Raw genomic sequence first — 11,874 nt, forward strand, 5'->3', positions numbered from 1 at the left:
CGACGTCGCTGGAGATGTTCTTGGCTCGGTGGCCGAAGTATGCGCGGTTTCCGGATCCGAGGCGAGAAGTATGTTCACCCATTTCGCCTTCGGGTCCGCGTCGACGAGCATCGCCTTCAACAGCAGTGTCGCAGGCAGCGCAAGGAGCGCACCGAGCCATCCGAGGATCCACACCCAGAACAGCAGCGACAGGAACGACACCAATGGTGTGACCCCGACCGATTCTCCTGTGAACTTCGGCTGGATGATCGACTGGATGACGAAGTTGAGCACACTGTAGGCAACGACAACCCACAGCCCCGCCTGCCAGCCGCTGTCGACGAGCGCAAGCAGTGCAGGAGGGATGAGGCCGATGACGAATCCGATGTTCGGAATATAGTTCGTCAGGAAGGCGAGCACACCCCACACCCAGATCAGCGGCACATCGATGATCGCCAAGGCGATGACATCGAGGAAAGCGACGATGAGACCGAATATCGTCGCCACAATCCAATAGCGTCGGACCCCGCCGGCGAAACCGCCGATCGCAGCCGACAGCGAGGGCTTGACGTCAAGGAGCATCAGCATCCGCCTGTCGATGCCCATGGAGTCCATCGCGACGAAGAACACGGCCATCACCACAGTGGTGAGCAGGCCGGCGACCATCGAAACATTGGTCAGCAGCGGGTAGATCGCGTCGATGATGGATCTGACGTCGAACTGCTGGAACTGCTGCTGGATCACCGAGTCGGTGACACCGATGTCGGACAGGAACGCCAAGGCATTCTGGTAAGTCGTCACCAATTGATCACCGTAGCTGGGGATGAGGATCACCAGTTCGGCGACAGACCATGCTGTCAGCCCGAAGAAGCCGAAGATCATCACCAGCACGAGGATCACCGAGACACACGCGCCGACTGCGCGTGGAATCTTCAGACTGGTCAGATACCTCTGCACCGGATAGACGACGATATAGAAGTTGAGCGCCAGAAACACTGGAGCGACGATGTCCTGAAGCCCTTTGAAGAACATCAGAGCGTAGGCCAGCCCCGCAAGCGTCAGCGCGACGACGAGCACCCTGGCAGGCTTGCTCGCGTGCCAGGGCCGCTGCTCCCGAGTCAGCTCCTGCGGCTGTTCGTGGATCTGACCGTCATCGCTCACTCAGCGTCCTCGCCGTTTCTCCCTGATCCGCATCGACACCTCGATGGGGGTTCCCTTGAACCCGAACGTCTCGCGCAGACGTCTGATGATGAAACGACGATACCCCGGATCGAGGAATCCGGAAGTGAAGAGCACGAACTTCGGTGGACGATTCTGTGCCTGGGTGCCGAACAGGATCCGCGGCTGCTTGCCGCCCCGCACAGGGTGCGGGTTCGCCGCAACCAGCTCCCCGAGGAAGGCATTGAGTCGACCGGTCGGGATACGAGTGTCCCAGCCGTCCAGAGCCGTCTCCATCGCCGGGACCAGCTTGTCGGCATGGCGACCCGTCTTTGCGGAGATATTCACTCGCGGTGCCCAGGACACGTGGGCCAGGTCCCGGTCGATCTCACGTTCGAGGTAGAAGCGACGTTCGTCGTCGAGCAGATCCCATTTGTTGAACGCCAACACCACGGCACGACCGGCCTCGGCGGCAGTCGTGACGATGCGGACATCCTGCTCACTCAAAGGTTCCTGGACTTCGAGGAGGACAATGGCCACCTCGGCGCGCTCCAATGCCGTCTGTGTGCGCAGCGCCGCATAGAAATCGGCACCGCTGGCCTGATGAGCACGCCGGCGGATACCGGCGGTGTCGACGAATCTCCACTGCTTGTCGCCGAGGTCGATGAGTTCGTCGACCGGGTCGCGGGTGGTGCCGGCGACATTGTCGACGAGCACGCGGTCGGAGCCGATCAGCTGGTTGAGCAGCGATGATTTGCCGACATTGGGTCGGCCCACCAAGGCCACGCGCCGTGGCCCGCCCTCTTCGATCCGGGTTTCGACGGCGGAGACCTCGGGCAGGATATTCAGCACCTCGTCGAGGAGGTCAGCGACCCCACGACCGTGCAGAGCCGACACCGTCCAGGGCTGTCCCAGCCCCAGGCCCCAGAGTTCGGCGGCCATGAGTTCGCCGCGTTCGTCATCGACCTTGTTCGCGGCGAGGATGACCGGTTTCTTCTTCTTACGCAGCATCTTCACGACCATCTCATCGGTCGAGGTCGGCCCTGTCGTCGCATCCACGACGAAGACCACTGCATCGGCCATGTCCACGGCGACTTCGGATTGGATCGCGATGCGTGAGGCCATGCCCTTGGAGTCCGAGTCCCATCCGCCGGTATCGACGAGGGTGAATTCCTTCGTGTTCCATTCCGCCCGGTAGCTCACCCGGTCACGGGTGACTCCGGGGACGTCTTCGACCACGGCTTCGCGCCGACCGAGAATCCTGTTGACGAGGGTCGACTTACCCACGTTGGGCCGACCGATGACGGCCAGGACGGGATCGGCGCCGCGGGCTTCCTCGGCCTCGTATTCGAAGCCGTAGGCGTCGAGCAGCGCTCGGTCTTCGTCCTCGAGGTCATAGCTTGCGAGTCCGGCTTCGAGCGCTGTCGCCCTCTGCTCGGCCTCTTCGTCGCTGATGCTCTCGAGACGTTCGGCCAGTTGTTCATCCGGGTTCTCGTGGAATTCTGATTCAGTCATTGTGAGTCCTTCACCAGCTTCAGCACCGTCTCGACCACCTGGTCGAAATCGATGTCACTGGTATCGAGTGTGTAGACGCCGTCTGAGGCTTCCAGGAAGCTCGTCGTCGCCGAGTCCTTGGCGTCACGGCCGGTGACCTGGGATTGGGTGGCCGCGATTGCCTCGGCCTCGGCGTTGCCGTGGAGCTCCTTGGCCCGGCGGGCCACGCGGACCTCGTCACGGGCGGTCATGAGGATGCGAACCTCGGCATCGGTGGCGACGACGGTCGTGATGTCACGGCCCTCGACGACGATTCCCCCAGGAGCGGCGGCGATGATGGTCCGCTGCATGTCGATGAGCTCCTCGCGGGCGTCGGCGACGGCAGACACGGTCTGCACGTTCTCGGACACCTCGGGCTCACGGATCTCGTCGCTGACATCCATGCCGTCGACGGAGACGAAGAACTCGTCCGGGTCAGTCGAGATCTCCAGGTCGACCCCGCGTACCTGTTCGAGGACGTCGACCGGGTCGCTCACGCCCCGGTTCAGGCACAGCCAGGCCATCGCACGGTACATGGCGCCCGTGTCGAGGTAGCGGTAGCCCAATCGGCGGGCCGTTTCCTTCGCGGTGCTCGACTTGCCGACCCCGCTTGGTCCGTCAATGGCGACGACGCTCATGCAATTCCCTCTTTCTCGATGGCCGATTCAGGGATCTGCCATCCCTTCGACAACAATCCGGTTTCAAGTTCCTGCTGGGTGGCCGGCACCACCGAGACATCGACGATTCCAAGCTTCTGACCCGGTGCGTGGTCCATCCGGAAGTCCTCGACGTTGATGTTCAAGTCACCGATGTCCTTGAACAGTGTGGCCAGTGTTCCCGGGGTATCGGGAACCAGGATCGTCACTACAGCATATTTGGTCGGAGCCTGTCCGTGCTTGCCCGGGATCCGATCGTGCCCCTCATTGCCCAGGGCGATGGCCTTCGCCAGAGCACCGGTCGAGCCCGGCCCCAACTCCAAGGCTGTGATGACCTCGTCGAGTTCGGTGCGCAGATCCATCAGGACGGAGCGGACCTCATCGGAGTTGCCGGCCAGGATCTGCGTCCACAGACGAGGATCCGAGGCCGCGATCCGGGTGACGTCTCGCAGCCCCTGACCGGCCAGTGCGACCTCGTCCAGCGGCGCGTGGCGCAGCTGAGAGGCGACCAGCGAGGCGATGACCTGCGGCACGTGGGAGACCTTCGCGACCGCGGCGTCGTGGATGCGCGGATCGAGGTGGATGACCGAGGCACCGGTGGCCTCCGCCATTGCCACGACCTCGCCGAGGCGGTCCGACGGTGTGTCCTCGTCCGAGCAGATCACCCAGGGTCGGGCCGTGAACAGATCCGAACGTGCAGCGATCGCTCCCGACTTCTCTCGTCCCGCCATCGGGTGGCACCCGATGTAACGGTCGAGCTCGGCCGGCTCGACGAGTTCGCGCACCGTCTCGAGCAGTCGGGTCTTCACGCTTGCGACATCCGTGACCGTGGCGTTCGGGTAGTGCGACAAGGCCGCCGCAATCGTCTGGGCGGCAACATCCGGCGGAGTGGCGACGACGACGATCTGCGGGTCACTGTCGATTGAGCCAGCACCGCGAGCATCGGCCGCCGAGGTGGTGTTCAGGACCTGCCCTGCCCCCAGATCGGCCGCCAGCTGCTGTGCGGTCGGTGAGGTGTCCTCGAGGCTGACCTGGTACTTCTGTGCGCTCAGCGCCAGCCCCAGGCTTGCACCCAGCAGACCCGTGCCGATGATGTGGATTCTCACAACCCGACGGCCTCGAAGAGCTCGCCGATCTCGTCCGACCGCAGTGGGCGGATCTTGCCCTGCTTCTGTTCGTCTAAGGTGATCGGACCGAACTTGATCCGCACCAGACGCTCGACCGGGTTGCCGACCTCCTTGAGCAGTCGCCGCACGACGCGGTTCCGGCCCGAGTGGAGTGTCAGCTCGACAACGGACTTTCCGGGGGTCGAGTCAACGAGCTTGAAGTCATCAACCTTGACGAAGCCGTCCTCGAGGTCGATGCCGGCCTTGAGACGGGAGCTGACGTCCTTAGCCAGCTGTCCCTTGACCTGGGCCAGGTAGGTCTTCGGAATCTCGTAGCGCGGGTGAGCCAGTCGGTTGCTCAGCTCTCCGTCATTGGTCAGAAGGATGAGTCCTTCTGTCTCCGTGTCGAGGCGTCCGACGTGGAAGAGTCGTTCGACGTGGTTGTTGACGTAGTCCGCCAAGCAGGGGCGACCGTCAGGATCGCTCATCGTCGACACGACACCTGCGGGCTTGTTCAGCACCAGGTAGACCTTCGCGGTCTGTGTCGAAATTCTCATTGTGTCCACGTGCACGGACTGGGTCTCGGGGTCGATTCTGGTGCCCAGCTCGGTCACCAGGGAACCGTCGACTTCGACCCGACCGTCGAGGATGAGCTGCTCGCATGCGCGACGTGAGCCCAGGCCCGCCTCGGCGAGGATCTTCTGGAGTCTCACACCCCCGCTGACATGGGCATCCGACTTCTCGCCCGTGCCTGACTGCGAACGCTGGGCCCCCTTCGAAGAGGTGCTCGATCGCTGTTTTCGGGTCGGACGATTGTTGCGCCCGCCTGGCGCTCGGGGATCACGGTATGGACTCATAATCTCCATTCTCTCAAATCAATCGTCAACTCGTGACATCTCGTCGTCGAGATCGGCCATCTCGTCGTCGACCGTGGCCAGAACCTCGGAATCGTCGGTGCCCAATTCGGCGACGTCGGAGTCCTCCGGAAGGTACGGGGCGATCTCCGGCAGGTCGTCGATGCTGTTCATACCCAGGGCGTCGAGGAACTGGTGGGTGGTGGTGTAGAGCAGCGCCGAGGTGGTCGCTTCCTTGCCCGCTTCGACGATGAGCCCGCGCAGGAGCAGGGTACGGATGACGCCGTCGACGCTGACCCCGCGGATGGCGGCGATGCGCGGCCGCGAGATCGGCTGACGGTAGGCGATGACGGCGAGGGTCTCGAGTGCGGCCTGGGAGAGTTTCGCGCTCTGTCCCGAGGTCAGGAAGCCCTTGACGATCTCGTGATAGTCCCCGCGGGAGAAGATGCGGAAGCCTCCGGCGACCAGACGGAGTTCGAACCCGCGCTGTCGGTTGCCGTCCCGGCCGTCGTAGTCGGCCTTGAGATCGGCGATGGCGTCTGTGACGGTGTCCTCGTCGAGGCCGAGGGCAGTGGCCAGCTCATTGGCCGAAACCGCGGAGTCGCTGATCATGAGGACCGCTTCGATCCCGGCCAGAATCTCATCGTCGATCATGCAGTTCCCTCTTCGTCGTCGTGGGGTGCCGCAAGGGCGGCCTCGTCGTGGGGTGCCGCAAGTGCGGCCTCGTCGTTGACTGGTTCGGCACCGCCGTCTTCCTCTGCGGCATCGCCGTCCCACTCGTCTCCGGCGCTCCACTCCCCCTCGGTGCGCAGGTCGACGCCGTCGGTGGATTCTGTGCGAGAGATCAGCAGCGGTCCGAGAGGCTCCTCCTGCGTGAAATCGCAGAGGCCGACCTTGAACAGTTCGAGCAGCGCCAGGAATCGGGCGACGACGACGAGCGTGTTGTCGGCACTGTCGAGGAGTCTCTGGAAGTCGAGGTCCCCTGCCCGCAGCAGGCCGAGGATGTGTCCGCGCTGTTCGGAGACGCTGACCAGCGGCAGGTGGATGTGGTCGACGGCGACGCTCGGGGGCGTGTGGTCGCGTTGGAGCACGGTTGCGTAGAGTCCCGCCAGCTCACCGGGGCCGATGTGGATCTCAAGCGGCGGCAGCACGTCCTGGAACTCGGGTTCGAGTCCGACGCTGCGTGGGGCCCTGACCGAGCCTGCGGCCATGGCTTCGGCGAAGAACCTGCTCACGGACTTATAGGCCCGGTATTGCAGCAGCCGGGCGAACAGGAGGTCGCGGGCCTCGAGCAGTTCGAGGTCGAGCTCTTCTTCTCCGTCCTCGTTCGGCAGCAGTCGCGCCGTCTTGAGGTCGAGGAGGGTCGCGGCCACGAGCAGGAACTGGGAGATCTCGGCGAGGCTGGATCCGGCCTTGGCGCCGACTCGTTCGCTGAGGCTCGTCGTGTACGCGATGAACTCATCGGTCACCTCGGCGAGGGCGATCTCTGTGACGTCGAGACGACGTTTGGAGATCAGGCCGAGGAGCAGGTCGAAGGGACCGGAGAAGTTCTCCAGCTCTACCTGGAACCCTTGAGAGGCAGCACCAGGCTCCCCCTCGTGGACGGTCTCGCTCAGGGCGCGCCTCCGCGGGCGATGAGCTCCCTGGCCAGGCGACGATAGGCTTCCGACCCCGCGTGTTTGGGAGCGAAGCTCGTGATCGGCTCGGCCGCGACCGAGGCATCCGGGAACTTCACGGTGCGGTTGATGACCGTGTCGAAGACCTTGTCGTCGAAGGCCTCTGTCACCCGTGACATGACCTCTTTCGAGTGGAGCGTGCGGGAGTCGTACATCGTGGCCAGGATCCCGTCGACGACGAGGGAGGGATTGAGCCGGTCCTGGATCTTTTCGATGGTCTCGACCAGCAGCGCGACACCGCGGAGGGCGAAGAACTCGGTCTCGAGGGGAATGATGACACCGTGTGCGGCGGTCAGAGCGTTGACGGTCAGCAGCCCCAGGGACGGCTGGCAGTCGATGAGGATGACGTCGTATTCGTCGGTGACCTTGGACAGCACGCGGGAGAGGATCTGCTCACGGGCCACCTCGCCCACGAGCTGGACTTCGGCCGCGGAGAGGTCGATGTTGGCCGGGAGGATGTCGATGTTGTCGAAATCGGTGCCGACGATGACCTCGTGGGGATCCATCCGCGAATTCATCAGCAGGTTGTAGACGCTGATCTCGAGGTCGTAGGGGTTGATGCCCAGGCCGACCGACAGCGCGCCCTGCGGGTCGAAGTCGACGAGGAGCATTTTGCGACCGTAGGCGGCCAGAGAGGCGCCGAGGTTGATCGACGAGGTCGTTTTGCCGACGCCGCCCTTCTGGTTGACCATTGCGATGACGCGGGCGGGCCCATGAGTGTCCAGCGGTGCTGGATCGTCGAAGTCCTGCTGGGGGTCAGTGGATGTCGACTTGGGGATATCCAACGCCTGTTGCGAATTCATCACTCGGATGGCCACCTTTCGTTGCTCTTGGCTCCAACCCTACCGTGCCCGGGGGTGAGAGGTCGCGTACACTTCCCGCAATGTTTCCTCCGACACCTTGGTGTAGATCTGCGTGGTGGTGACGGACGCGTGTCCGAGCAGTTCCTGGACGACACGGATATCGGCCCCGCCTTCCAGCAGGTGTGTCGCGAAGGAGTGTCGGAATGTGTGCGGCGAGACCTCGGCCTCCAGTCCGGCCAGTTCCCCTGCATCCTTGACGATCTGCCACGCGGTTTGGCGTGACAAGCGCGTCCCCCGCGCATTGAGGAACAGGGCACCGGCCGGTGCTGCTGCTCTGGCCTTCGCCGCCATGCTCGGCCGGGTCCGTGAGACCCAGGCGCCCAGTGCTGTGGCCGCATGGGAGCCGAAGGGCACGATCCGTTCCTTCCCGCCTTTGCCGTAGAGGCGCACGAGGCTGGTTTCGAGATCCAGATCGTCGAGATCGACACCGACGGCCTCGGAGATCCGTGCACCCGTCGCGTAGAGCAGTTCCAGCAGAGCGGCCGCCCGGATCTGCGCGGGCTCCTCCCCCGCCGCCGTCGCCAACATCGCCTCGACATCGTCGACGGACAGGGCCTTGGGCAGACGCAGTCCTTCCTGTGGCGGGCTGACCTCGGAGGCCGGATCGGTCTCCGCCAGCCCCTCCCCGAGGGCGAACCCGTGGAACCGGCGCACCGCAACCAATGCTCGTGCTCGGGTCCGCGGCGCCAGGCTCTCATCGAGCAGATGCAGTGAATATGCTTCGACCTGTGTTCGTGTCACCTCGCCGAGGTGGCTCATCCGCTGCGCGTTCAGCCAGGTTCCGTACCTGGCCAGATCGCGGGCATAGGCATCGATCGAGTTCCGCGACAGCCCCCGTTCGAACCGCAGGGAGTTCAGGTAGGTCTCGAAGGCCCGGGCCAGCGACTGCGGCAATTCGGGAAGCAGTTCGGCACCGTGCCGGGCCATGGGAAGTCCTCAGTCCCGAGGACGGTCTGAAGAATCGGTTCCTGCAGCGGCGGTGCCCGCACCGGCGACATCGTCACGACCGTCGATGAGCCGCCGGGGCGCATCGACGCTGCGGGTTCTGGTGGGCTCGCCGGCGGCTTCGGCGCGCAGGATGCGCGCCACCTGCAGGATCGCCAACTGCGCGATCGAATTCGTGATCTCGCCCTTGCCGACGGCCTCGAGGGCTTCGTCGAGACTGGCCCACCGGAACCTGAAGCCGGCTTCCTCTTCACTGCGTTCGTGACGATCCTCGTCTGCGATGAGCTCGAGGTCCCTGGCCAGGTACAGCCGAATCGATTCGCTGCTGCCGCCGGGGGTCAGGCACGAGTCGGTCAGTACTTCCCAACGAGCGGCGCGCAGATCGGCTTCCTCTGCCAGTTCGCGTTTGGCCGCATCGATGAGTGACTCTCCGGGCACGTCGAGGAGACCGGCCGGAACCTCCCACAACCTGGCTCTCACGGGGTGGCGGTACTGCTGGATGAGCAGGATCCGCTCCTGCTCATCCACGCAGGCGATGGCCACGGCACCGTTGTGGGCCATCATGTCACGCACCAGTCCGGTGGCTTCGGGCAGATCGAAGGTCTCGCGCCGAATGTTCCACACAGCCCCGTGGTAGACCACGTCGGAGGCGGTGATGGTCGGCGTATAGGCCTCGTCGTGCAGATCGCTCACGTGACTCCTGCCTACTTCTTGGCCTTCAGCGCCGCTGCCACGAGTCCTGCGAACAGCGGGTGGGGCTTGGTCGGGCGTGACTTGAGCTCGGGGTGAGCCTGGGTCGCCACGTAGTAGGGGTGCTCGGACTCCGGCAGCTCCACGAACTCCACGAGCTCACCGCTGGGTGAGGTGCCCGAGAAGCGCAGACCGGCCGTGGCCAGCTCGTCACGGTAGGTGTTGTTGACCTCGTAGCGGTGCCGGTGGCGTTCGGTGATGAGCGTCGAATCGTAGACTCCTGCGACGACGCTTCCCTCATCGAGCTTCGCCTCATAGGTGCCCAGTCGCATGGTTCCGCCCAGGTCGCCCTCGCCTTCGACGATGGACAGCTGCTCTGCCATCGTCGCGATGACCGGGGCCTGCGTGTCGGGATCGAACTCGGACGACGAGGCCTCGTCGATGCCGGCCACGTTGCGTGCGTATTCGATGACCATGCACTGCAGGCCCAGGCACAGACCCAGGGTCGGAATCCCGCTCGTCCGTGCGTATTTCAGCGCTCCGAGCTTGCCGTCGATGCCGCGGATGCCGAAGCCGCCGGGCACGCAGATCGCGTCGAGACCCGACAGACGCTCGCGAGCGCCGGCTTCGGTGTCACAGTCGTCGGACTGGATCCACTCGACCTTGACCCGGGCGTCATTGGCGAAGCCGCCGGACCGAAGCGCCTCGGTGACCGACAGGTAGGCGTCGGGAAGATCGATGTACTTGCCGACGATGCCGATGCGCACATGGTGCTCGGGATTGTGGACGCGTTCGAGCACCCAGTCCCACTTCGTCCAGTTGACGTCGCGGAAGGGCAGGTTGAGCCGACGGATCACGTAGACGTCGAGACCACCGTCATGGAGGACCTTGGGAATGTCGTAGATGCTCGGTGCGTCCACGCAGGACACGACGGCGTCGGATTCCACGTCACAGGAGGAGGCGATCTTCGTGCGGATCGAGTCCGGAAGCTCCCGGTCGGAGCGCAGCACGATCGCGTCGGGCTGGATGCCGATCGAGCGCAGTGCCGCCACGGAGTGCTGGGTCGGTTTCGTCTTCAGCTCACCGGAGGGCCCGAGGTAGGGCACGAGGGACACGTGGATGAAGAACACGTTGTCTCGGCCGATGTCGTGCCGGACCTGACGTGCGGCCTCGAGGAAGGGCTGGGATTCGATGTCACCGACCGTTCCGCCGATCTCGGTGATGATGACATCGGGTCGCTCGTCGACGGGACGTTCGGCCTGGGCCCGCATCCGCGACTTGATCTCGTCGGTGATGTGCGGGATGACCTGAACGGTGTCGCCGAGGTAGGCCCCGCGACGCTCCTTGGCGATGACCGAGGAGTAGACCTGCCCGGTCGTCACATTGGCTGCGCCGTCGAGATCGACGTCGAGGAAACGTTCGTAATGGCCGATGTCGAGGTCGGTCTCAGCACCGTCTTCGGTGACGAAGACCTCGCCGTGCTGGAAGGGATTCATGGTTCCCGGATCCACATTGAGGTAGGGATCCAGCTTCTGCATTGCTACCGAGAGTCCGCGCTGAGTGAGCAGGTGGCCGAGGCTCGAAGCCGTCAGTCCCTTGCCCAACGAAGAGGCAACGCCTCCCGTGACGAAGATGTGCTTTGCCGTATTTGTGCCGCCTGGGCCAGTTCGATTCACCACGGGATTTGATCCTATCAAAGCCGGGCTCACGAATCCGACGATTCGGCGACCTCGGCGTAGAGATCAAGCAGAGTCGCAGAGATCTCGGCCCCGTTGTTGACGTCGATGACGCGTTTCTTCGCGGCCACGGCCTGCGATCCACGTCCGGCGGGGTCGTCGAGAAGATGATTGATCTCACTGAGAAGTGCATCCGTGTCGTCGGCCTCGACTGCCTTTGCCGCCGCTCCCCAGATGCCTGCGCGTCTCGGGTTGCCGATGAAGACCGCCGGCTTCGACAGCTGCATGAGGTCCTCGTGGCTGAGCCCGGTCATGGTCTCGCTGGCGATGACGACGTCCGCGGCGGCTGCCACATCGACGAGGTCACCGGCCGGGGCGACGATGACGTTGCGGTCTGCGAACGCGGACTCGACCGTGCTCCGGTCTTTGCCGGTGCCGGTGAGCACCGTGACGACGGGACGGCCGGGCCGCTGCGTGTTGATCTGGTCCGCAGCATCGAGGACCGTGGCCAGGGCCGTATGGTCGCGCAGGGCGATGGGGCTGGCGACCATCCACGTGCCCTCTTCGACACCGAGTTCCCGACGCACCTGTGCACGCGGTGTCCTGACGGTGAGGTCGACGTCGATGTCCGGGTGGACGAGTTCGGCGCGTTCGACGACGGGAACCTTCTCCCCGAAGTAGTCGACGACCGGTTCGGTGGTGCCCAGAATCGCGGTCGCGGTGCGGCCCACGATCTCC

The 11,874-nt window shown here is 64.4% G+C and carries 12 protein-coding genes; all 12 read right to left on the minus strand.

All coding sequences use genetic code 11. The annotated features are described in order from the left end of the window. A partial coding sequence (locus tag L0G76_RS10190; RefSeq protein ID WP_304357134.1) for an AI-2E family transporter occupies positions 1–1,140 on the minus strand: 1,140 nt, incomplete at its 3' end. Continuing rightward, positions 1,141–2,652 carry a ribosome biogenesis GTPase Der gene (gene der, locus L0G76_RS10195; protein WP_304357135.1) on the minus strand — a complete coding sequence of 504 codons (1,512 nt, stop codon included), beginning with the start codon at positions 2,650–2,652 and terminating at the stop codon, positions 1,141–1,143. Next, positions 2,649–3,308: a (d)CMP kinase gene (gene cmk / locus L0G76_RS10200; protein WP_304357136.1), complete on the minus strand. Its 660-nt coding sequence runs from the start codon at positions 3,306–3,308 to the stop codon at positions 2,649–2,651. The genes der and cmk overlap by 4 nt, the downstream gene beginning before the upstream one ends. Then, positions 3,305–4,432: a prephenate dehydrogenase gene (locus L0G76_RS10205; RefSeq protein ID WP_304357137.1), complete on the minus strand. Its 1,128-nt coding sequence runs from the start codon at positions 4,430–4,432 to the stop codon at positions 3,305–3,307. The genes cmk and L0G76_RS10205 overlap by 4 nt, the downstream gene beginning before the upstream one ends. Continuing rightward, positions 4,429–5,289: a pseudouridine synthase gene (locus L0G76_RS10210; protein WP_304357138.1), complete on the minus strand. Its 861-nt coding sequence runs from the start codon at positions 5,287–5,289 to the stop codon at positions 4,429–4,431. The genes L0G76_RS10205 and L0G76_RS10210 overlap by 4 nt, the downstream gene beginning before the upstream one ends. Positions 5,290–5,307: 18 nt before the next feature. Beyond that, a complete protein-coding gene (scpB, locus tag L0G76_RS10215) occupies positions 5,308–5,940 on the minus strand; it encodes an SMC-Scp complex subunit ScpB (protein ID WP_304357139.1) in 633 nt (210 codons plus the stop codon). Then, positions 5,937–6,902, minus strand: a complete 966-nt coding sequence (locus L0G76_RS10220; RefSeq protein ID WP_304357144.1) for a segregation and condensation protein A — start codon at positions 6,900–6,902, stop codon at positions 5,937–5,939. The genes scpB and L0G76_RS10220 overlap by 4 nt, the downstream gene beginning before the upstream one ends. Continuing rightward, the gene (locus L0G76_RS10225; protein WP_304357140.1) at positions 6,899–7,765 is read right to left on the minus strand and encodes a ParA family protein; all 867 of its coding nucleotides are present in this window, start codon (positions 7,763–7,765) and stop codon (positions 6,899–6,901) included. The genes L0G76_RS10220 and L0G76_RS10225 overlap by 4 nt, the downstream gene beginning before the upstream one ends. Positions 7,766–7,804: 39 nt before the next feature. Continuing rightward, positions 7,805–8,752 carry a site-specific tyrosine recombinase XerD gene (xerD, locus tag L0G76_RS10230; protein ID WP_304357141.1) on the minus strand — a complete coding sequence of 316 codons (948 nt, stop codon included), beginning with the start codon at positions 8,750–8,752 and terminating at the stop codon, positions 7,805–7,807. A gap of 9 nt (positions 8,753–8,761) precedes the next feature. Further along, positions 8,762–9,463, minus strand: coding sequence for an NUDIX domain-containing protein (locus L0G76_RS10235; protein WP_304357142.1), 702 nt, complete (start codon positions 9,461–9,463; stop codon positions 8,762–8,764). 11 nt (positions 9,464–9,474) lie between these two features. Beyond that, a complete protein-coding gene (pyrG, locus tag L0G76_RS10240) occupies positions 9,475–11,157 on the minus strand; it encodes a CTP synthase (protein ID WP_487247003.1) in 1,683 nt (560 codons plus the stop codon). A gap of 8 nt (positions 11,158–11,165) precedes the next feature. Further along, positions 11,166–11,874 (minus strand): glycosyltransferase (locus L0G76_RS10245; protein ID WP_369696178.1); only part of this gene is annotated, 709 nt, incomplete at its 5' end.

The sequence above is a fragment of the Brevibacterium picturae genome (assembly GCF_030453725.1).
GTDB classification, from domain to species: Bacteria; Actinomycetota; Actinomycetes; order Actinomycetales; family Brevibacteriaceae; genus Brevibacterium; species Brevibacterium sandarakinum_A.